19 protein-coding genes, 2 pseudogenes and 1 riboswitch are annotated in these 19,897 nt (G+C 55.8%); of the genes and pseudogenes, 7 read left to right on the top strand and 14 right to left on the bottom strand.

The window, feature by feature from the left end; translation table 11 throughout:
- Window positions 1-72: 72 nt before the first annotated feature.
- From FAZ14_RS03960 to FAZ14_RS03940, 5 genes are all read right to left on the bottom strand, one after another.
- Window positions 73-1,212: a response regulator gene (locus FAZ14_RS03960; protein WP_016943306.1), complete on the bottom strand. Its 1,140-nt coding sequence runs from the start codon at window positions 1,210-1,212 to the stop codon at window positions 73-75.
- Entirely contained in the window at window positions 1,205-2,302 is a 1,098-nt protein-coding gene (locus tag FAZ14_RS03955) for an HDOD domain-containing protein (protein ID WP_016943307.1), read from the bottom strand. The genes FAZ14_RS03960 and FAZ14_RS03955 overlap by 8 nt, the downstream gene beginning before the upstream one ends.
- On the bottom strand, window positions 2,293-3,408 hold the full coding sequence (locus FAZ14_RS03950; protein ID WP_016943308.1) for a sensor histidine kinase: 1,116 nt from the start codon (window positions 3,406-3,408) through the stop codon (window positions 2,293-2,295). Before FAZ14_RS03950 ends, FAZ14_RS03955 begins: the two co-directional genes overlap by 10 nt.
- A complete protein-coding gene (locus FAZ14_RS03945; protein WP_153508063.1) occupies window positions 3,401-4,525 on the bottom strand; it encodes an FIST N-terminal domain-containing protein in 1,125 nt (374 codons plus the stop codon). Before FAZ14_RS03945 ends, FAZ14_RS03950 begins: the two co-directional genes overlap by 8 nt.
- A gap of 414 nt (window positions 4,526-4,939) precedes the next feature.
- Entirely contained in the window at window positions 4,940-6,130 is a 1,191-nt protein-coding gene (locus FAZ14_RS03940; RefSeq protein ID WP_153508062.1) for an MFS transporter, read from the bottom strand.
- 153 nt (window positions 6,131-6,283) lie between these two features.
- Between FAZ14_RS03940 and FAZ14_RS03935 the strand changes: the two genes are divergently transcribed.
- Both FAZ14_RS03935 and FAZ14_RS03930 read left to right on the top strand, forming a co-directional pair.
- Window positions 6,284-7,063 (top strand): DUF3750 domain-containing protein, encoded by a 780-nt coding sequence (locus FAZ14_RS03935; protein WP_016943311.1) that lies wholly within the window; start codon window positions 6,284-6,286, stop codon window positions 7,061-7,063.
- Window positions 7,064-7,304: 241 nt separating this feature from the next.
- Entirely contained in the window at window positions 7,305-7,697 is a 393-nt protein-coding gene (locus FAZ14_RS03930; protein ID WP_012885668.1) for a VOC family protein, read from the top strand.
- 59 nt (window positions 7,698-7,756) lie between these two features.
- Here FAZ14_RS03930 and FAZ14_RS03925 read toward each other — a convergent pair whose 3' ends face one another.
- Genes FAZ14_RS03925 through FAZ14_RS03915 form a run of 3 tightly spaced genes read right to left on the bottom strand, consistent with a single transcriptional unit; the run spans window position 7,757 to window position 8,979 of the window.
- Window positions 7,757-8,284 (bottom strand): DUF4865 family protein, encoded by a 528-nt coding sequence (locus FAZ14_RS03925; RefSeq protein WP_153508061.1) that lies wholly within the window; start codon window positions 8,282-8,284, stop codon window positions 7,757-7,759.
- On the bottom strand, window positions 8,284-8,670 hold the full coding sequence (locus FAZ14_RS03920) for a tautomerase family protein (RefSeq protein WP_016943313.1): 387 nt from the start codon (window positions 8,668-8,670) through the stop codon (window positions 8,284-8,286). Before FAZ14_RS03920 ends, FAZ14_RS03925 begins: the two co-directional genes overlap by 1 nt.
- Before the next feature lie 3 nt (window positions 8,671-8,673).
- On the bottom strand, window positions 8,674-8,979 hold the full coding sequence (locus tag FAZ14_RS03915) for a carboxymuconolactone decarboxylase family protein (RefSeq protein WP_016943314.1): 306 nt from the start codon (window positions 8,977-8,979) through the stop codon (window positions 8,674-8,676).
- 113 nt (window positions 8,980-9,092) lie between these two features.
- Here FAZ14_RS03915 and FAZ14_RS03910 point away from each other — a divergent pair, with 113 nt between their 5' ends.
- Window positions 9,093-9,989: a LysR substrate-binding domain-containing protein gene (locus FAZ14_RS03910; RefSeq protein ID WP_038925352.1), complete on the top strand. Its 897-nt coding sequence runs from the start codon at window positions 9,093-9,095 to the stop codon at window positions 9,987-9,989.
- On the opposite strand, the pseudogene FAZ14_RS03905 reads toward FAZ14_RS03910, so the two are convergent.
- A pseudogene (locus FAZ14_RS03905) lies at window positions 9,971-10,354 on the bottom strand (NAD(P)H-dependent oxidoreductase); the annotation flags it as partial. The gene FAZ14_RS03910 and the pseudogene FAZ14_RS03905 overlap by 19 nt on opposite strands.
- Here FAZ14_RS03905 and FAZ14_RS03900 point away from each other — a divergent pair.
- The 4 genes and pseudogenes from FAZ14_RS03900 to psiE all read left to right on the top strand — a co-directional run.
- Window positions 10,293-11,084, top strand: a pseudogene (locus tag FAZ14_RS03900) (LysR substrate-binding domain-containing protein); the annotation flags it as partial. The pseudogenes FAZ14_RS03905 and FAZ14_RS03900 sit on opposite strands and share 62 nt — an antisense overlap.
- Window positions 11,085-11,203: 119 nt before the next feature.
- Window positions 11,204-11,304, top strand: a riboswitch (TPP riboswitch).
- 34 nt (window positions 11,305-11,338) lie between these two features.
- Window positions 11,339-12,133 (top strand): hydroxyethylthiazole kinase, encoded by a 795-nt coding sequence (gene thiM / locus FAZ14_RS03895; protein ID WP_153508059.1) that lies wholly within the window; start codon window positions 11,339-11,341, stop codon window positions 12,131-12,133.
- Complete coding sequence (gene thiD / locus FAZ14_RS03890) at window positions 12,130-12,933, top strand: bifunctional hydroxymethylpyrimidine kinase/phosphomethylpyrimidine kinase (RefSeq protein WP_153508058.1); 804 nt, start codon at window positions 12,130-12,132, stop codon at window positions 12,931-12,933. Before thiM ends, thiD begins: the two co-directional genes overlap by 4 nt.
- A 196-nt stretch (window positions 12,934-13,129) precedes the next feature.
- Window positions 13,130-13,537 carry a phosphate-starvation-inducible protein PsiE gene (gene psiE / locus FAZ14_RS03885; RefSeq protein WP_016943320.1) on the top strand — a complete coding sequence of 136 codons (408 nt, stop codon included), beginning with the start codon at window positions 13,130-13,132 and terminating at the stop codon, window positions 13,535-13,537.
- Between the two features lie 185 nt (window positions 13,538-13,722).
- Here the strand turns inward: psiE and trhP are convergent, their stop codons facing one another.
- The 5 genes from trhP to mdtD form a co-directional block, all read right to left on the bottom strand.
- On the bottom strand, window positions 13,723-15,099 hold the full coding sequence (gene trhP, locus FAZ14_RS03880) for a prephenate-dependent tRNA uridine(34) hydroxylase TrhP (protein WP_016943321.1): 1,377 nt from the start codon (window positions 15,097-15,099) through the stop codon (window positions 13,723-13,725).
- Between the two features lie 184 nt (window positions 15,100-15,283).
- Window positions 15,284-16,246 (bottom strand): glutathione S-transferase family protein, encoded by a 963-nt coding sequence (locus FAZ14_RS03875; protein ID WP_016943322.1) that lies wholly within the window; start codon window positions 16,244-16,246, stop codon window positions 15,284-15,286.
- Window positions 16,247-16,371: 125 nt separating this feature from the next.
- Window positions 16,372-17,103 carry an envelope stress response regulator BaeR gene (gene baeR / locus FAZ14_RS03870; RefSeq protein WP_153508057.1) on the bottom strand — a complete coding sequence of 244 codons (732 nt, stop codon included), beginning with the start codon at window positions 17,101-17,103 and terminating at the stop codon, window positions 16,372-16,374.
- Window positions 17,104-17,116: 13 nt separating this feature from the next.
- Window positions 17,117-18,475, bottom strand: a complete 1,359-nt coding sequence (gene baeS / locus FAZ14_RS03865; protein WP_153508056.1) for an envelope stress sensor histidine kinase BaeS — start codon at window positions 18,473-18,475, stop codon at window positions 17,117-17,119.
- A gap of 8 nt (window positions 18,476-18,483) precedes the next feature.
- Window positions 18,484-19,887 (bottom strand): MFS transporter, encoded by a 1,404-nt coding sequence (mdtD, locus tag FAZ14_RS03860; RefSeq protein ID WP_153508055.1) that lies wholly within the window; start codon window positions 19,885-19,887, stop codon window positions 18,484-18,486.
- Window positions 19,888-19,897: the final 10 nt, after the last annotated feature.

Here is a 19,897-nt window from a genome sequence, read left to right as displayed (position 1 = left end):
GCGCATAAACCAGAAAGCGCCATAGCGGCGCTTTCTCAGGATAAGCTGTGCCCGACGAACACATACCCAGACTCACAACGGCTCTGAGTCTGGAACGCCACGTACCCGTATCGGCTCTTTGACGGCGTTGACAGCGAGGAGACGCTGAAGAGCGGAAATCGCGGTGTCAGTGAGTTCATGGCCTTTGGTGAGCACCATTAAGTCGTTGGTGGTCCGGATGTCTTCATCCACCACCCAGCCGGGCTTCAATTCGCTAATACGTGCAGAGCGAACGCCGGCCACGTTAGCGCGAAAATTAGTCAGGGTTTTGATGATGTACTCGGGGATCGGCGGCTTTACCGCGCGCAGAATTTCTCCCGGGTGTTCCAGACCTAGTCCCCGGGCCGCATGACGTTCCAGCTCGAGAGCGGCACGCAAGAGGTGAGCGCCGCGGATAACCTCTGTGGGGGCGGTGGACGGGGCCGTCCTGGCCTGATGGCGGATAATCTCGGCTACCAGCTCAAGGCGGGGAATGTGTTCTACCAGACGACCGGCGACATCCGGGTGTTCCAGAAGGAGTTTTTTCTCGTCCTCCGATAGCTCGCGCTGAGCTGCATCGGCCTGGACGATGTCGATGGGGATACCAACGCAGCCGATTTGGCTCAATGAGGCGGCAATGGTGTATATCCAGGCATCGGGCCACTCTAGCTTAGGCAGTGCGTGGCGGACACAAGACTGGGCGAAAGCTGCACGCTGGAAAGCCCATGGAGCAACCATAGCGAGTACGTCGGTCAGCGTTTTGACCGAGGCGGTAAGGGTGGTTTCCAATAATTCTTTTTCCGCGCAGATTAGGCGGTACTGGCTGACGGCGTCGTTAAGCGTTGAAACCAGATCCTCCTTGGGGCAAGGTTTGCAGAGGTAGCGGAAGATGGCCCCTTTGTTGATGGCCGCGATGGAGGATTCCACATCGGCCTGCCCGGTGAGAAGAATGCGCACGCTGTCGGGGGAGATTTCCCGCGCTTTGGACAGGAAAGTGGCACCGTCCATGCCAGGCATACGCATGTCGGACATGATCACGGCAAAACGCTTGCCCCAGCGAACGGCGTCCAGACCAGCTTCACCACTGGGAGCTACTACTACATCGAATTCGCCAAAGAGGTTACGTTCCATCGCGGCGAGGACATTAGGTTCATCGTCTACGCACAGCACCCGGGGCAAGGCAGTTTCAGTCATTGAGAGTTTCCTGCGTGTGGGCGAGCATTTTCTGCCACAAGGGCAGCTTGTTCAGCACGCCAGTTTGTTCTAGATAGTCCAGATCGAGATCGCTGTTATTGGCAAGAGCGACCGCGACATGTACGGTACCAGCTACGCCGGAGGCGTTATTCGCGAAACGGGATGGCTGCTGGTGACACGCCACAGCTTCCACGATATCCATGGGTAATCCCCACAAAGCCAACAGATACGCGCTTGCCGCAGCCTGTACGGAGGTATTGCCGCGAGTTGTGGTGTCTTGATAGTCGGGCTCCCTCAGTTCGGGGATCAGCAGCGCAATATTGGCGAGTAAGGCGGCGGTCGCTTCTGGTCCCTGATGGCCGGAAATGCGGGCGGCCAGGGTGGAGGCGAGCAGGGCGTGCTGTTGTAGCTGGTCTACATAAGGGGCCGTCTTCGCATCTGCCGGAACCTGAGAAGACAGGACGAGCAGCTTCACCTGATCCAGGCCCAGGTGGGTAATGGCGTTACCGATATCATTAATTTGACCGCCTCTGGAGAAATAGGCCGAGTTAGCAAGCTGCATAATCTTGGCACTCAAGGCCGGATCACGGCCCAGAAGCTCGGTTATCTGCCGTGTATCGCTGTCAGGGTTGGTAAGGAGGCGGCATATTTCGGTGAACACGTTGGGCGCTGCAGGTAGTTGACTGGTGCGGCCCACTATCTCGACCAGAGCTGGGTCCTTAAACCGGTCTCGCAGGGCCAGGGCGTTGCTCATCATCGCTTGCAGCACCGTGCTGTCGCAGGGTTTGGGAACAAAGCGATGGGCCGCGTCCAGCATGCGCAAGGTGGCTTCAGGTTCAGAGTAGCCAGACAGGATGATACGTATTGTGCCGGGCCAACGATTGCGTACCTGAGAAAGCAGCTCTGCACCATCCATGAAGGGCATGCGCATGTCGGATACCACCACGTCAGCCGGTTTTTCTTCCAGCATCGCAAGCGCTTCTTGTCCACTATTGGCGAAGCGACACTCCCAGTCGGTGTCTTGCATCATGAGAGCCCGTTCAATACCGGAGAGCACCCGACTTTCGTCATCGACGAACATCACTTGCATGCAGGGCAATCCTCTTTGTGGCAGTGAAGGGGCAGTTGCAGGATGAACGTTGTGCCCACACCCTCTTGCGACTCGCAGCGGATCTGCCCGTCATGTTTGTCTACCACAGTCGAATAGACAATGGCGAGACCCTGGCCTGTGCCTTTGCCTACGGCTTTGGTCGTGAAGAAGGGATCGAAGATGCGGCTGCGGATCCCGGCTGGAATACCGCTGCCATCGTCTTTGATTCGGATCTCCATATGCTCGCCATTTCGTGCTGCTGATACGATGATATGGCCTTTCTCTTTGACGCCTTCCTGGATGGTATCTGCGATGGCGTGGGCAGCGTTCACTACCAGATTGAGAATGGCCTGACTAATCATGTCACGCAGACACGGCAGTTGCGGCAAGTCGTCCTCGAAGTGTGTCTCAAGTTCCGCCACGTATTTCCATTCATTGCGGGCGACGGTTACCGTCGTGTTGATGATCTCGCGCACGTCTACCATTTCCTTCTCGTTATGAGACGGATGGGAGAACTCCTTCATGGCGGCCACTATCTTGGCTATATGACCCAGTCCTTCAAGTGATTCGTCTAAAGCGCTTGGGATCTGGCGGCGCAGGAACTCCACTTTAGTGCGCCTGAGGGCCGCGTCGAATGCCACCACCGTGGGATCTTCAGTCATTTTTTCTCGCGCCGTCTCGGCCAGAGCCAGAGCGGAGTCCAACAAGCTGAGCAGGGAAATGGTGGCGGTCTTAACGAACCCCACATTGTCACAGACGTATTGGGTTGGCGTGTTGATTTCGTGGGCGATGCCGGCGGCGAGTTGGCCTATCGACTCCATCTTCTGCGCCTGCAGCAACTGGGCCTGGGTGAAGCGCAACTCGGTCAGGGCTTTTTCTAACTCTTGCCGTTCATTCTCCAACTCCAGGGTCTTGCGGGCGACCACCTTCTCCAGGCCCACGTTCTGCTCCAGGATGGCAAACGGTGTTGCGTGACTGTGCCTCGCCTCTTGTGCGATGCGGCGCTTAAGTACGTCGATGGTTTTGTCCCGGGCGGCGAGCTTACGTTCGTATTCGGCGACGGACAGCCCTATGGTGGACGTTTCGGAAAATATTTCTTCAGTCAACGTCTTGTCCTCCGATGGCGATGCCCGTGAATGTCTGGTTCACGTGCAATCCGTTATATTGCTCGCCGTAAGTGGAAAAACCCACTACCCGATTTTGCATCATGACGTCGCCAATCTGTTGTTCAAGTCCTTCCTGTTCGAACTGGAGGCGACGCAGGATGCAATCACAACCGATGATGACCGCAGGATCAGGGATGGTCTCACGGACCTTGTCAAAAGCCGCTTTGAAGGTTTGGACTGGGTCCTCCGCTTTGCCGATGGCGATGATCAGCCCTTCTTCAATGGCGCAGTAACACGTGAGAGAGAGGTCTTCGTTCCACTTCTGGATGGAGCGGACGTAGGGCTCATCACCGAAAGAAAGCACCAGCGGATTGCGGGAAAAGACGGTTGGCGTCAATTCGTTCACCGTGAGCCCCAGGGCCTCCGCGTAAACCTGAGCGGCAGGTTCGCCGTTTATCTCAAGGATGAGTCTCTTCTCCGGGTCGGCCTCGGTGATGATGAGTTCCACCTCGCTAGGTTCGAAGTGCTGGACCTTAAAGGTGGTGACGGGCGAACTGGTCTCGATAACGGCGAAGACTGCTGCGTCGGAAATGAATTGTCCATTTCCATCATAGACGTGCGTCTTTTCGAAACGCAGGTCATCGCCAGCAGATCCACCGATGATAGGAACGTTGCCTATCTGCTGGTAGAGATTTGCCGTCAGGCGCTCTTCAACCATCGAAAGGCCGTCTACCAGCAGCAGGCCGAAGCGATTTAGGTTCGGCCTGGCCTCCGTATCAAGACGAATGGCTTCGGCAATATCGGCTATAACCGGGGTGTAATTAACCAACGGGTGAATTATGAAAAAGCGGGTACGAAAGCCTCCGCCCAATCCGAGCCCCAACAGCCCGGAGTGCTGGAAGCCTTTGGTACCAATCTGACCAGAGGATGTACAGCCTATACAGGGACAGGAGAATGTGTTCTTCAGCTCTCGGCCCAAAACGTCCAGGTCGTAGTCTGGAGAACAGAAAAAAATCACGGTATCAATGCCTTCGTGGCCAATCTGGCTGGCAAACTCAGCGACAGCCTCGACCGGATTCGGCAATTCGCTACTGGCATATTTGGGTTGGAAATTCATGACGAGTTCTCCTTGTATTAAGCAGAAACCTTCGCCTGCGTTCCTGCCTTCTTTGGTTATCCTCTGTCAGTATCCTTCTGTCCCTTATCCCTTTTCAGAGAGGGTAGGCGGTGGTGGTGCAAATAGCAAATATATAGAATTTTATCTTATTTATGAGAATGAGCAGGGCTACGCCTGCCATTGTTATGCTGTCGCCTCCCAGAGCGTACTGGTAGTAAGAAAACGCCCTATGAACAGGTGGATGAAAGGATTTCGTAAATGCAAGGACTGTCGGCTGTGGCAAATCCAATGCGTTTATTCACAGTATCGAAAATGACAAATGATTATTATCTCTGAACAGAATGTGATTGGCATCTGAGCAACGCCGTGCAGGTACCACATACGAATCTCTGGGGATGACTAAAGCGGTTTGGGTCAGGCCGCTTTGGCTCTGCTTGTCATCACTGATGCCAGAAGGGCTGCTATCACCGGCACCAGCGAGCCCCACAGTACGGCATTCCAGCCAAAAAGGTTCAGCAATGCGCCGGAGGAGAAAGACCCGACGATCATGACGCCAAAGACGATGAAATCGTTAAACGACTGCACCTGCGTTTTTTCCTCGGGGCGGTGATAGTCGATGATTTTCGCCGACGCGCCGGTAAAACCAAAGTTCCAGCCAATGCCCAGTAAAATCAGCGAAAGCCAGTAATGCATGACGTCTGTTCCGGCCAACCCTGCCATGACTGACAACCCGGTGATAACTAAACCCGCTGCACCAACACGTCTGGCACCGAAGTGGTGGATCAGTTTGCCGGTAAAAAAGCCCGGTGCGTACATGGCAATCACATGCCATTGGATACCCAGATTCGAGGCGTGTTGGGATAGGCCGTGCATGTGCATGGAAAGTGGCGCAGCCGTCATCAGAAAATTCATCAGCATATAAGAAATGGCACCGCTAAATACCGTGCGGGAAAAACCGGGCTGGCGAACAATCTCACGTAGCGGGCGGCCACCGGCTTGGGTGTACGCTACCGGTTCGGGTGAGGTGACGCCAAGCAGCACCAGCGCGGATACGGCGGCAACCAGCGCCTGTGCGATGAAGGTGATGGCAAAGGTATGAGGAGGCCAGAAATTCATTGTGCTGGTAACCAGCATCGGGCCGATAACACCAGCCAGCACACCGCCGCCCATGACCAGAGAAAGGGCTCGTGCCCGCCGCTCTTTCGCCACGCCGTCCGTCGCGGCAAAACGAAACGAGAGCGCTACCGCGGCATAGGCTCCGCCCATAAATGCAGCCAGACAAAACAGCCAAAAAGAGCCAATGACGACCGCCAACGCGGCCGTCAGCCCTGTGGCGATACCGGAGCCTGTCCCTGCCATAAATACGGCTTTGCGGCCCTGCTTTTTGGCCAGCGCCCCGAATGGCAAAATGCACGCCGCCATCCCCAAAACAAACACCGTTATCGGCAGTGTCGCCAGCGTGCTGTCAGGGGCAATGGCATTACCAACAATCGCGCCCGTGGTGTAAAAGACAACTGAGTTGGCACCCGCCAGCGCCTGAGCGGTGGCAAGACGGAGAATATTGTTATTTTGCTGGCTGGCGGATAACGCTATCTCAGTATTCATCAATGATTTTTCTCTTGGTTATTGGTGCCTGGCACTCTATGTTACCGCAATGATGGTTATCGCCATGATCGTTATCACCACGAACGTTATCGCTATGACTATTGCACTCTTGCCCGTGGACTTGCCCGCCTGTTTCTGGAGAAAACCGCATCGATGAATTATCTCAAAGTATTAGGTTTCGTTTTTATCGCCATCGTGGTGTTGTCGTTTGGGCGCAGTCTGGCACAAGTTTCATGGAGCGAAGAGAAGACGCGTTTCTCCAGTCAAGGGGTTTGGACGGCACGGCGTGATTCTGCCGGTATCGCGCCAGATCCTGTGGCATTGAGTCATATTGCCATCGTACAGGTCTATGCTGCACCCACTTACGGCTGGCGTGGTCTGGTGGCTGTTCACCCCTGGATCATCGTTAAAAAAGCCGGTGAAACCCGTTACCAGCGTTATGAAGTGATCGGCTGGGGGGGCGATGATGTCGTGCGTCGTAACGATTCGGTGCCTGACGGGTTTTGGTTCGGTTCAATGCCGCGGCTACTGGTTGAACATCGTGGGGCGGGTGCCGCCGCGATGATCCCGAAAATAGAAGCGGCAATTAGCAGCTACCCCTGGCCGCATACTTATCACGCCTGGCCCGGCCCGAATAGCAATACTTTCATGGCGCATATCGGCCGCGAAGTCCCCGAACTGAAACTGGATCTGCCAGCCAATGCCATCGGTAAGGATTTCCGCGCGTTGACACACCCGGTTGGATTACCGCCGTCGGGAAGGGGGTTGCAGGTGTCGTTACTGGGCATATTGGGCCTGACGGTAGGGGCGGAGGAGGGTATCGAAATCAATATATTAAGCGCCAATCTGGGCGTGGATTTCAATCCGCCAGCTTTGCGCTTGCCGTTTATCGGCCGCCTGGGGTACGACAAAGCGACAAAGCATGAGGAGTGATCGCTAACGCCGCCATATCTGCGCAGGTTGCGTTTTTCTGGCAACGGCGAAGGAACTGTGGCGGTGATGCCATGGCGGTAATGAATAAATAAAAAATCACTTTTAATGAATAAATAGGCGATTTTTATAGATCTGGATCATCTTTCCCCGCTGTTAACGCGATTATGTTGGTACTTCCGCGTCGTGCAGGATGCGAACGGGAGCGAAAAAACACAGAATTCAATCGCCAGAGGGAGGAAGTATGCTGGATCATCTGAGTATTCCGGTGTCTGATCTACGGCGTAGCCGTCAGTTTTATGAACAGGCGTTAAAGCCACTCGGTTATGAGCAGGTCAAAGACATGAAATTCGCCGTGAGCTTTGGCGTGTTGATGGGATACGGGCAGTCTTCCGATCCGGGTGGTGAATTCTGGATTTTTCAAGGTGAGCTGTCATCACCGCCGACAACACATTTTGCTTTCAGTGCCGAATCACGAGCTGAGGTCGATGCCTTTTTTGCCGCTGCGGTAGCGGCGGGCGGGGTGGATAATGGCCAGCCCGGCGTGCGTGCTCAATATCATCCTGATTATTATGCCGCTTTTGTGCGTGACCCCGATGGCTACAACATCGAAGCGGTCTATCACCATGCCGTGTGAAACGGCGGGGCTGCGCTGTACCCCGCCGGTGGCTGAATCTTGATGATATAGCGATGCCTTCAACAGGCAACGTAACCGATACGGTAGCGCTGCGTGCTGTCACCCGCCGTGGTGGCCGCTGCGGGCAAGGGCAAAAAATCCATTTGTAATTGACGCCAGTGGCTGGCATCCCATGCTGTCAGCATCGCTTGCGCGTCGCCACTCAGCCAGTCCGGCAGGTGGCTATAAGGCGGAATCGGTGTGATGACACGCTGGGCGATAGCCCCCGCTTTCACCTCGCTGGGTTGCGGTATTTTGCCCGCCAGCCAGCAATCGATCTGTGGCCAGCCAAAGTCTCGCGTCAGCGCGGCAAAACCGGGACTTTGCAAAAACGCCGCCATCCCCTGACTGTGCTTCCAGACATAAAGCGGTGCGTACAGGTTGGCAACCGAGGGAATATCCGGATCGTGACGTTTTGCGTACAGATAAGCTTTAAACAGTAATCCGGCAAACCCATCCAGCTTCGCCCCATTCCTGGCAATACGTTGTTCGATGGTGTCCATATCGTAGTCCGCTGGCAGGACAAAACTGTATTGCATGACGATCATCATGCCTCCTGTTGATACATGACGCCGCGGCTGAAACTCCAGTCGTCCGGCGTAGTGAACTGGATAACGACCATCACATCATCGGGTGGCAGTGCGAGTTGCGTGTGCAACAACTGTTGCAATCGCCGGTAAAAACCGCGTTTTTGCTCGCGGCTGCGTGGCTTGCCTGCCGTAATGTGAAAGAGCGTATAACGTTCGGAGCGCGTACCGGCCTGGTAATGCGATGCGTAATGCAACATCCCGGCGGGTTGTTCTTCGATAACCTGAAAACGGTCATCGGCGGGAACGTCAAACTCTTCTACCAATGCCTGATGAAACAGGTCGGCAATCTGGTGCAATTCATGCGAGGGACGCCCGGCCTGAACGATAATGCGGGTAAACGGCATGTTTTATCCCTCCTGCGACAGGCATTCCAGCGCCGAGACAGCGGCAGGCCAGCCTGCATAAAACGCCAGATGCGTGATGGCTTCCACCAGTTCATCATGGTGCAAGCCATTGCGGCTGGCGAAATCAAGGTGCCAGGACAATTGGTTCGGGCGGTTCAGCGCTATCAGTGCAGCAACGGTAATCAGACTGCGGTCACGAGTAGAAAGGTTTGGCCGTTGCCAGATATCATCAAACAAGACGTCGTTGCTGAGTTGTGCCAGTTTCGGGGCGACATGTTGCAGTGTTTCGCGGGTAAGTGGCTGTGGCATAGCATTCTCCTGTGGTGTTCTGTTCATGGCGATGAAGGGATTGTGTCTTTGTGCTATGGTTTTTAAAATCGAAATATTCAGCATGGATCGTCCTGAAAAGCAGGATTAAAAATATGAGAAGACTCGTCACGTTGGATCTGGATGCGCTGCGCAGTTTTGTCGCCGGGGTGGAGTTAGGCAGCTTTGCGCTGGCCGCGCAGCAGCTTAGCCGTTCAACATCTGCGGTCAGCGCACATCTGAAAAAACTGGAGCAGCAATGTGATGCCACCTTGCTGCGTAAGGATGGGCGTCACCTGAAGCTCACGGATAGCGGCGAGATTTTGTTGAATTACGCTCATCGCATTCTGGCGGTCAATGATGAGGCCATGCATGCCGTGCGCGGAGCGCGTGTTGAAGGGGAAGTGCGGTTTGGTATGCAGGAAGATTTTGGTGAAAGTCTGATGCCGGATGTGCTTGGCCGTTTTGCCCGCGCTTATCCGGGAGTGCAGATCAGCGCTCGTATTGCCCGCAACCGTGAGCTGTGTGAGGCGATAAGCCAGCAACAGCTCGATTTGGCGTTAAGCTGGCTTGATGAGGAGAGTATGCCGGGTATTGCCGCACTGGCGCATCTGCCGATGCGCTGGATTCGTCACCCCTCGTTTGAGATAGCGGACTATCTGGAGACCGGACGGCCTCTGCCACTGGTGATGTTTGAAGCGCCATGCCTGATGCGCCGACGGGGAACCGACGCACTGGATAAGGCCGGTATCCCCTGGCGGGTGGTGTTTGTCAGCCGCAGTCTTAGCGGCATCTGGGCGGCGGTGAATGCGGGATTGGGCGTTACGGTACGCTCTGCTGTCGGCATGCCGTCGTCTCTCACGGCGGCGACCCATAACCGGTTGCCGCCATTGCCCGAAATAGGCATTGCCTTGTTGCAGGCACCCGCCAACTTGCCTGATGCCACGGCGCGCTTGAAACAACTGCTGGAGGAAGAGCTATCGCACCAGTTGCCTCAGGCATTATCCGTATGAATCGCAAAGCCGCTACCATCCGGCTGAATCTCTGGTTTTAGCGTCAGCGCCGGGATGGTGTAGTCCCCGGCGTTTTGCCGCCGAAAACGAATGGGGGCGTCATGCCACAGCGTGTCGAGACGCTGCTTCAACGCATCGCAGGTGTGTTGGTAACGGGCTTCATCCATACGGCTGGTGTGGTAGACCACAAAGGGGGGCATCACCTCAAAACCGGGGTAATACAATATGCCGTGCTGGATGGGAAACAGCACATCATCAATAGGCCCGTTGATGCCGCGAGGTCCATAGTGTGATTCCCATCCTCCGGTGGTGACCAGTAACGTGGCGCGACTGCTCGCTATTTTTGATGATCCGTTACTGTTGCCCGGTCCCAGAGGAATGACACCCACCGCCAGAGCGGATGCATTACGGGAGCCACTGCGGCTGGCGCTGGAGTCTCTTGAGCAGGCTATTGCGCCTTCCGCGCCGTTTAATCCGAAGACTGCCGAAAATATCTGGCGGATATCGGCGTTCGACTATGGCGAGTCGACGATTCTGCTGCCGGTTATGAACCAACTGCGTCAGGATGCACCCCATACCCGACTGGCGATTCTGGAAACACCGCCATCCGCTATGTTGCAGCGAATGGAACAAGGCGATATCGACCTGGCGTTGCATACCAGTGACATGGCGCACCCGGCGATGCGCAGGCGTGTGCTCTTTCGTGAACACTATGTCTTGGCTGGCAGGGTTGGGCACCCACAGCTATGCGACCCATTAACGCTGGAACAGTTCAGTCAGTTAGAGCATGTGATAGTGTCGCCGGATGGCGGTGGTTTTCACGGTACAACCGATGTCGCGCTGATGGAGAGAGGGTTAACACGAAAAGTGGTGCTATCTGTGCCGCATTTTCTGTTCATGATGTCCGTACTGACCACTACCGACCTCGTCGCTATGCTGCCATCCCGGTTGCTACGCGGCCAGACCGCTCTACAGGTTGCGACCGCCCCCATCGAGCTTCCGGGATTTGAGATGGCGATGTACTGGCATGAACGCTGGCATCGCGATCAGGCACACCAATGGCTGAGGGGATTGATCGCCCAGGCGGCGTTATGAAGACCTGTTCAGGTATGAGGTGGTGAGAGGGGCGCTGAGTGAGCGTTTGAATCCAGCTTATTTGGCGCGGTTTCGCTGACGTTGATTGACCTTTTTATCCAATACTCCCAATAATAGCGTTCGTTGACTCGGGGTGCCCCTTTATGAAAAGCGGGGCTGAGAAATACCCGTATTACCTGAACTGGATAATGCCAGCGTAGGGAAGTCACGGTATCCCACCGGTACCGCCTTCTTTCACGCCGGTTGGGAGGTTTATGAACGCTCGACCTGTACGTTTCCCTGCCGCGTCCGTCGCGGATTCTCTCGATGCTTTCCGTTTACGCGCACCGCTGGTGCATTGTCTCACCAATGAGGTGGTGCAAGGGTTTACCGCCAATGTGTTGCTGGCGTTAGGCGCTTCGCCTGCGATGGTGGTCGATGCCGGTGAAGCCGCGCAGTTTAGTGCGTTGGCCGATGGGTTACTGATTAATCTGGGGACGCTTGAGTCTGACCGTGCGCAAGCGATGTGTGCCGCGGTAACCAGTGCCATCAACGCCGGTACACCCTGGGTGCTGGACCCGGTCGCGGTCGGTGGCCTGCGTTTTCGCACTGAATTTGCCGTTGAATTACTGGCGATGAAGCCAACGGCTATCCGTGGTAACGCCTCCGAAGTAATGGCGCTGGCGGGCGAACAGTCCGCCGGACGTGGTGTGGACAGCGGCAACGATGTGCTGGCGGCCTTGCCTTGCGCCATAGCCCTGGCACAACGCTGGGCCACCTGCGTGGTGGTCACCGGCGAGGTGGACTATGTGACTGACGGCGATCGGGTGCTGGCGATACCGGGCGGCGACCCGCTGATGACCCGGGTGGTTGGCACCGGGTGTGCGCTGTCGGCGGTGGTCGCGGGCTTCTGTGCGCTGGAAGGCGACCGCCTCGGTCATGTGGCCGCCGCCTGTGCGGTGATGTCTCACTGCGGGCAACTGGCGGCGGCGCAGGCACGGGGGCCGGGGAGTTTTATTCCCGCGTTTCTGGATGCGCTCTATACCCTGAAGCGGGAGGCGCTGGTATGAAACGTATCAACGCGCTGACGATCGCCGGTACTGACCCGAGCGGTGGTGCCGGTATTCAGGCTGACCTGAAAACCTTCTCGGCACTGGGGGCGTATGGCACCAGTGTGATTACCGCACTGGTGGCACAGAATACCCGTGGTGTGCAGTCGGTTTACCGCATTGAACCGACGTTTGTCGCAGCCCAGCTGGATTCTGTGCTGAGCGATGTCCGCATTGACAGCGCGAAAATTGGCATGCTGGCTCAGACGGATATTGTAGAAACGGTGGCCGACCGGCTGCTGCGTTACTCGGTGCCCTACGTGGTGCTGGATACGGTGATGCTGGCCAAAAGCGGTGATCCGCTGCTGGCGGCGGAGGCGGTGGAAGCGGTACGTCAGTTGCTGTTACCGCGGGTATCGTTGATCACGCCTAACCTGCCTGAAGCGGCGGCATTGCTACAGTGCGCGCCTGCCGACGATGAACACGGGATGCGTCAGCAAGGCGAAGCGCTATTGGCGATGGGGTGTCAGGCGGTGCTGATGAAAGGCGGGCACCTTAGTGACCAGGAAAGTCCGGACTGGTTGTTCATGCCACACGCCGAACCCGTTCGGCTAAGCACACCGCGCGTGAACACCCGGCATACGCACGGCACCGGTTGTACGCTGTCGGCAGCGCTGGCAGCGTTACGACCGCGTCATGATAACTGGTTCGACACCCTGTCTGCAGCGCGGGCCTACCTGCAAGGCGCACTGGAACAGGCCGACTCGCTGGAAGTCGGCCACGGCATCGGTCCGGTGCACCATTTTCACCGCTGGTGGTGATGAGGGCTGCCTGATCAAAGCGATAAGAAAATCAGATAAGTAGTAAAAAATATTGCATAGACAGCTCGCTGATGACCCGGTAATTTTGTGATCTCCGTCAGGTTATTGCCAGATGGCGACACTGACGTCCCCGAGGTCTTCAGGGGCTGTTTTTTTGGGGCGTATTTTCTCTGAGTCTAGCGTTGAGGAGTGGCTTATGGCGGGGTCTGCGCGTGCGGTCATGATTGCCAGAGGATTGCAGACGATACTCAATTTCGGCCTGCTGGTGCTGGCGGCGATTCTGGTGGTTTTCCTGGCTAAGGAAACCTGGCATTTGGCGACGGTACTGCTGGTCAGTAATGAAAAAGAGTCGTCGTATATGTTGATCGAAAGCCTGGTGATTTATTTCCTCTACTTTGAGTTTCTGGCGTTGATCGTGAAGTATTTTCTCTCCGGCTATCACTTCCCGCTGCGCTATTTCATCTACATCGGTATCACCGCGATTGTACGGCTGATTATTGTCGACCATAAAAATCCGGCGGATACCTTCACCTATGCCGGGGCGATCCTGATTTTGGTGATCACGCTTTATCTGGTGAATAGCCCACGTCTGAAACGTGAATAGCGCGCAAAGAAAAAGCCAGCTCAAGGGAGATTGAGCTGGCCAAGGAGGTGGTTCCTAGTAGCATAACTACGCTTATTTTTCGTTTTGTATTTTCTCAGCGCTGCAATAATAACCAGTCACCCGTGCCATTGATGTGATCTGATTCTAAAAAATGTCACAATTGGCACGATTGTGTCACTTTTTTGCTATTTTGCATGCGGATTACGGGTGGTTGTCCCCGACAGGTTGCGCAGCAGTAACGCGTATTCCAGGTCGATATCGTCCGGCACTGGCAGATACACGGTGTGGCCGTCACCTGGCGCCACCTCGACAGCCTGACCTTTTTTATTAAGCAGGGTATCAATAGTAAACTGGACGTTGCCGCCCGGCGTCATCATCTCCACGCTGTCACCACGAGAGAATTTGTTCTTGACCGCCACTTCCGCCAGACCGTCGCGCCGCTCGCCGGTGAATTCCCCGACAAACTGCTGCTGGTCAGACACCGAGTAACCGTAGTCGTAATTCTGGTAATCCTCATGAACGTGGCGGCGCAGGAAGCCTTCGGTGTAACCACGGTGCGCGAGGCCTTCCAGCGTTTGCAGCAACGTTGGGTCAAACGGCTTACCGGCGACAGCATCGTCGATAGCGCGGCGGTACACTTGTGCGGTACGGGCACAGTAATAGAACGACTTGGTGCGGCCTTCAATTTTCAGCGAGGCGACTTGCATGTTGGTCAGGCGTTCTACGTGTTGAATGGCGCGCAGGTCGCGTGAGTTCATGATGTAGGTGCCGTGCTCGTCTTCAAACGCGCTCATGTATTCGCCCGGTCGCTGTTTTTCTTCCAGCATGAAGACTTTATCGGTCGGTGCACCGATGCCTAGCGTGGGCTGCGGCTGAGCGCTGTCTATCTGGGTGACCGCAATCGGTTCATGAATATGTACGATGTTGCCCACCGCGTCTTCTTTACCTTCCTGCACGTTGTATTCCCAGCGGCAGGCATTGGTACAGGTGCCCTGATTCGGGTCGCGCTTATTGATGTAGCCAGACAACAGGCAGCGGCCGGAATAGGCCATACAGAGTGCGCCGTGAACGAACACTTCCAGCTCCATCTCCGGCACCTGGTGGCGGATTTCCTCAATCTCTTCCAGCGACAGTTCGCGTGACAAAATCACCCGGCTCAGCCCCATCTGCTGCCAAAACTTCACCGTCGCCCAGTTGACCGCGTTGGCCTGTACCGACAGATGAATCGGCATCTGGGGGAAATTTTCCCGTACCAGCATGATCAACCCTGGATCAGACATGATCAACGCATCCGGGTTCATGTCGACCACCGGTTGCAGGTCACGCAGGAAGGTTTTCAGTTTGGCGTTATGTGGCGCAATGTTAACCACCACATAAAACTTCTTACCCAGCGCATGGGCTTCATTGATGGCTTGCGCCAGCGTCTGGTGGTTGAATTCGTTATTGCGCACACGCAGGCTGTAGCGAGGCTGGCCGGCATAAATTGCATCAGCGCCATAAGCAAAGGCGTAACGCATATTTTTCAGCGTACCGGCCGGAGAGAGTAATTCCGGTTTAAACATGGTGGTTTCTCAAGTCTGATCTCAGGTCAGGCTGTTCCCGGGCGGGAACAGTAAAGGCGGCAGATTCTAACGCCAACGGCGGGAAAAATCAGTAGTCGGCTTACAGAAAGTGCGTCCATTGAGCTGTTGCTCTACTGATGGACATGATGCTTCACGGCCAGTGCTTCCTGGCCGAGAATGAAGATTAGAGGGAGCGAATACCGGCTGAGGGGCCAATCAACTCACGCTGGTGCGGGCGATCGAAGTCCACGTGCGGCCCTTTTGCAATAATACCGGTCGGGTTGAGCCAGCGAATGCTGTAGTAACCGGCTTTGATGTCGTCCAGCCTGACGGTGTCTTTGACGCCCGGCCATTGATACAGCTCGCGCAGATAGCCTGAAAGGTGCGGGTAATCCGCCAGCCGACGGATGTTGCACTTGAAGGCACCGTGGTAAGCCGCATCAAAACGCACCAGCGTCACAAACAGCCGCCAGTCCGCTTCGGTCAGGGTGTCGCCCACCAGATAGCGGTGATGCGCCAGGTGTGCTTCCACGGTATCCAGTGCTGCAAACAAGCTCGTTACCGCCTGGTCGTAGTGTGCTTGTGTTTTAGCAAAGCCAGTCTTATACACGCCGTTATTGATGTTGTCGTAAATCAGGCTGTTCCAGTGGTCGATTTCCGCCTGCAGATCCGTTGGGTAAAAATCCAGACAGTTACCGGTCAAATCGTTAAAGTCATGGTTAAGCAGGCGGATGATTTCCGACGACTCGTTATTGACGATACGGCCTTCTTTGCGGTCCCACAGTACGGGAACCGAAACTTTCCCGGTGTAATGCGCGTCACTGGCGGTGTAAAGCTGGTGCAGGTAGCGCACCGGCGCGACCTGTTCGCCAGCATCCTGAGGAGTACTGAATTCCCAACCCTGCTCGCCAATACAAGGGTCTGCAACCGATAAGGCAATCACATTGCCGAGATCTTTCAGGTTACGGTAAATCGTCGTGCGGGAGGCCCATGGGCAAAGATACGAGACAAATAACTGATATCGTCCCGCCTCCGGTACCAGCTTAGTGGCTCGGAATCGGGTTTCCTGGCGATGGAAAGCCCCGCCTTTGATTTCTTCGGCCGCTACATCGCCATCGACCCACTTGCCATTGACTAATCCCGACATGTTTACCCTCATTATCATCATTTTTGTATGTGATTATGCTAGCAGCCATGAGCCAATAGAGAATTGCAAATTTTTAACCGAGTCAGACAGTTTCTTTGACGGCGTACCGCCAATGGGCGAGGGCGTTATATTTCCTGACTGGCGGCGGCTTCCCAGCGGTAACCAATGCCATAAACCGTGCGAATGAACGACGTTTCCCGGTCAAATATTTCCAGCTTACGACGCAGATTCTTTATATGGCTGTCGATGGTACGGTCAGTTACCACCCGGTAATCGTCGTACAGATGATCGAGCAACTGCTCGCGTGAAAAGACGCGTCCCGGTTCGGCAGAGAGGGTTTTCAGCAGCCGGAATTCGGCGGGCGTCAGTTCCAGATGACGGCCAAGGTAACTGGCCTGATAACGATTCTGGTCAATCAGCAACGCGGGCAAGACATCATTCGGTAACGGTTCATGTTGCCAGCGACAGCGGCGCAACAGGGTTTTCACCCGAGCGACCACTTCACGCGGGCTGTAGGGCTTACAGATATAATCGTCGGCACCGATTTCCAGCCCCAGCAGCCGGTCAATTTCTTCGGTACGCGCGGTGACCATAATGATCGGCACATTGGAAAAACCGCGAATGGCACGGCAGAGTGTCAGACCGTCGCGGCCCGGTAGCATCAGGTCTAACAGAATAAGCTGGCAGGGGTGTTCACGCACCCAGGGTTCGACGTCTTCTCCCTGTGTCAGCCAGTGGGTGCGGTAACCTGATGCTTGCAGGTAATCCACCAGTAACTGTGCCAGTTTGGGCTCATCTTCAACGATCAGCACTGGCAGGTTTTCATCACCCACCGTTGCAGAAGAGGATGCGGTCATGTCGGTTCCTGTATCAGGATAGGTGCAATGGAAGCTCGACAGTGATTTGTACGCCGCCGAGCGCTGAATGCTCAGCATACAGGCGTCCATCGTGCGCCTCAACGATATTGGCGCAAATGGCCAACCCCAGCCCGGAGCCACCGCTGGCACGGTTGCGTGAGCTTTCCGCACGGTAGAAACGCTCGAAGATCAACGCCAGTTGTTCGTCGCTGATACCGGGGGCGCTGTCGCGCCAGTGAATAATCAGCCGCTGTGGACGGAGTTCGGTGTCGACTTCCAGTTGCCCGCCATCGTCCGTGTAGCGCAGGCTGTTTTCCATCAGGTTGTTGAACAACTGGTTCAGGCGGTCTGGGTCGCCAAACACCACCGCTTCGGGGTGAAAGTCAGTGGTCAGTTGAATACCTTTGTGTTGAAAGCGCTCTCTGAACGCCGCTACCGACACTTGCAGCAGCATGCTGACGTTAATGGCCGATTTACGGTAAGCCAGCGCGCCCAGGTCAGATAACGACAATTGATGAAGATCGTCGACCAGCTTGGTCAGCAGTGCAACTTCCGCCTGTAATGAGCCAAACGCTGCGGTATCGGGCCGCCGAACGCCATCCTGTAAGGCTTCCAGTTCGCCACGCAACACCGCCAGTGGTGTGCGTAATTCATGGGAAATATCGGCCATAAACGCCCGGCGTGACTGCTCGTTTTTCTCCAGCGCCGAGGCCAACTGGTTAAAATCTTGCGCCAGCCTGTCCAGCTCGTCGCGCCCACTGGCGGTAACCCGGGTACTGAAATCGCCGCCGGCCAGTTGGTGAATGCCATTGACCAGCCGTTTGACTGGCGACAGCAATCCGCGGGACATCATCCAGGTCACCATGGCTGCCAACAGCGTGGTAAACGCGACGATCAGCCAGCTGGTGCGTTGTTGCTGGCGATCGAAATTGATGTCGGCACTACGGGTCAGCCCTTCTACCGGGGCGGCGACCAGCCAGCCAACGATACGCTTTTTCGACATTAACGGCTGCCAGGTGCTGCCCGCGGGCATCGGGATCGGTGGGCCTATCAGGCGACGACGGTTCTCATCCGTGACCCAAAATCGGGTACGCCAGGCCTGCATGGCCTCGTCGTTATTCTGCTCCATCGCGCGCAGCATCGGGAAAATACCGCGTTCATTGTTGTGCAGAAAATCCCAATTGCCGTACTGCTGGTACTGATCTTCCAGCCAGCCACGAATCTGTACCACCCGTTGTTCATTACCTCGGCGGATGTAGTCGATAAACCCTTTTTCAAAACTGAGCCGGACACCGAAGTGCATGATGATCAGCACCAGCATGCAGGTGGAAAAAATGGCCAGAAACAGTCTGGCAGTAATGCCGAATCTCATTATTCACCTCATGAGGGGCGCGTCAGCGTCGCCTGCTGAACGGTATCGGGCGGCACCCGGTTGAAAATCAGCGCCGGGAATGCCATCACCGCCACCATGCACAGATAGGTATAGAGGAAGACGGTATGGGTTTGCGGCGTACCACTCGCCAGATGCTGATTGGCGAAAATGCCGAGCAGCAGACCGGCGATAGTGACCCCCATACTGGTGGAGAGCTGCATCGACATCGACAGCAGGCTGTTGCCGCCGCTGGCCAGGTCGTCCGGCAGGTCTTTGAGCGTCAGGGTGTTCATGGTGGAAAAGCGAATGCCGTTGACCATGCCAACCAACAGCAGCACTACCGGCGTCATCCAGTGCCAGTTCATCAGTGCGACCAGCGCGAACAGCAGCGTAGCCAGCGCCAGCGTCAGTGTCGAGGCGATCAGTACCACACGGTAGCCGAACCGGTTAACTATCAGCACCACGATCCGTTTCATGCCCATGTTGCCCAGTACCAGCGGGATCATCATCATCCCGGCGTGAAACGGTGTGTAGCCCAGACCAATTTGTAAAAATACTGGCGTCATAAACGGCAGCATGCCACTGCCGATGCGCGCCAGCCAGCCGCCGAAGAGGCCGATGCTAAAGCTGCGGGTATCAAATAAACGCAAATTGAACAGCGATTGCTCGTTGTCTCTGGCGTGCCACCAGTAACCCAGTAGCGCCAGAACGCCGGTCAGCACCAGTGCGCTCAACGCTAAGACGGACAACCCCAGGCTTTTTTGGCCGTCTAGCGCCAGTGTCAGGGTGCCCATTGCGATCACCAGACAAACAAAGCCGAGTAGGTCAAAGCGGCGCGGTGGCATGGTGAAATTAGGCATCAGCCACCAGGTGGCGAAGGCACCCACCAGACCTACCGGAATGTTGATCAGGAAAATCCAGTGCCAGCTGGCGTACTGGACGAGGAAACCGCCGAGTGTTGGCCCCATCAGCGGGCCTATCTGCCCCGGCAATGTCACGAAGGTCATCGCCGCCATATATTGATCGCGTGGCACCAGCTTCATCACCGTCAGGCGTCCAATCGGCACCATCATGGCACCGCCGATACCCTGAATCACGCGGGAAAACAGTAACTCGTTGAGGGTGGTGGAGCGGGCGCAAAGCAGTGAGCCGAGGCTAAACAACATAATGGCGGAGAAGAAAATATTGCGAACGCCAATTCGGTCTGCCAGCCAGCCGCTGGCAGGCAGCAGCATCGCGACGGTCAAAACATAGGCGACGATCACCGCATGCATCCGTAGCGGGCTTTCATTCAGGCTGACCGCCATAGAAGGCAAGGCTGTGTTGACGATGGTGGTATCCAGCGCTTGCATAAAAAAGCCGAAGGCTACAATCCACAATTGCCAGCGAACGGAAGCGGGCTGATGGGTCATGCGTGGTATT

The organism is Dickeya oryzae, from assembly GCF_009372235.1.
Classification (GTDB): domain Bacteria; phylum Pseudomonadota; class Gammaproteobacteria; order Enterobacterales; family Enterobacteriaceae; genus Dickeya; species Dickeya oryzae.
This window is presented reverse-complemented; position numbering and strand designations above follow the sequence as displayed.

Bases quoted from the DNA above. Each gene is read 5' to 3' on its own strand.
- FAZ14_RS03960 (WP_016943306.1), bottom strand. From the start codon at position 1,212: ATGACTGAAACTGCCTTGCCCCGGGTGCTGTGCGTAGACGATGAACCT.
- FAZ14_RS03955 (WP_016943307.1), bottom strand. From the start codon at position 2,302: ATGCAAGTGATGTTCGTCGATGACGAAAGTCGGGTGCTCTCCGGTATT.
- FAZ14_RS03945 (WP_153508063.1), bottom strand. From the start codon at position 4,525: ATGAATTTCCAACCCAAATATGCCAGTAGCGAATTGCCGAATCCGGTC.
- FAZ14_RS03940 (WP_153508062.1), bottom strand. From the start codon at position 6,130: ATGAATACTGAGATAGCGTTATCCGCCAGCCAGCAAAATAACAATATT.
- FAZ14_RS03935 (WP_016943311.1), top strand. From the start codon at position 6,284: ATGAATTATCTCAAAGTATTAGGTTTCGTTTTTATCGCCATCGTGGTG.
- FAZ14_RS03930 (WP_012885668.1), top strand. From the start codon at position 7,305: ATGCTGGATCATCTGAGTATTCCGGTGTCTGATCTACGGCGTAGCCGT.
- FAZ14_RS03925 (WP_153508061.1), bottom strand. From the start codon at position 8,284: ATGATCGTCATGCAATACAGTTTTGTCCTGCCAGCGGACTACGATATG.
- FAZ14_RS03920 (WP_016943313.1), bottom strand. From the start codon at position 8,670: ATGCCGTTTACCCGCATTATCGTTCAGGCCGGGCGTCCCTCGCATGAA.
- FAZ14_RS03915 (WP_016943314.1), bottom strand. From the start codon at position 8,979: ATGCCACAGCCACTTACCCGCGAAACACTGCAACATGTCGCCCCGAAA.
- FAZ14_RS03910 (WP_038925352.1), top strand. From the start codon at position 9,093: ATGAGAAGACTCGTCACGTTGGATCTGGATGCGCTGCGCAGTTTTGTC.
- thiM (WP_153508059.1), top strand. From the start codon at position 11,339: ATGAACGCTCGACCTGTACGTTTCCCTGCCGCGTCCGTCGCGGATTCT.
- thiD (WP_153508058.1), top strand. From the start codon at position 12,130: ATGAAACGTATCAACGCGCTGACGATCGCCGGTACTGACCCGAGCGGT.
- psiE (WP_016943320.1), top strand. From the start codon at position 13,130: ATGGCGGGGTCTGCGCGTGCGGTCATGATTGCCAGAGGATTGCAGACG.
- trhP (WP_016943321.1), bottom strand. From the start codon at position 15,099: ATGTTTAAACCGGAATTACTCTCTCCGGCCGGTACGCTGAAAAATATG.
- FAZ14_RS03875 (WP_016943322.1), bottom strand. From the start codon at position 16,246: ATGTCGGGATTAGTCAATGGCAAGTGGGTCGATGGCGATGTAGCGGCC.
- baeR (WP_153508057.1), bottom strand. From the start codon at position 17,103: ATGACCGCATCCTCTTCTGCAACGGTGGGTGATGAAAACCTGCCAGTG.
- baeS (WP_153508056.1), bottom strand. From the start codon at position 18,475: ATGAGATTCGGCATTACTGCCAGACTGTTTCTGGCCATTTTTTCCACC.
- mdtD (WP_153508055.1), bottom strand. From the start codon at position 19,887: ATGACCCATCAGCCCGCTTCCGTTCGCTGGCAATTGTGGATTGTAGCC.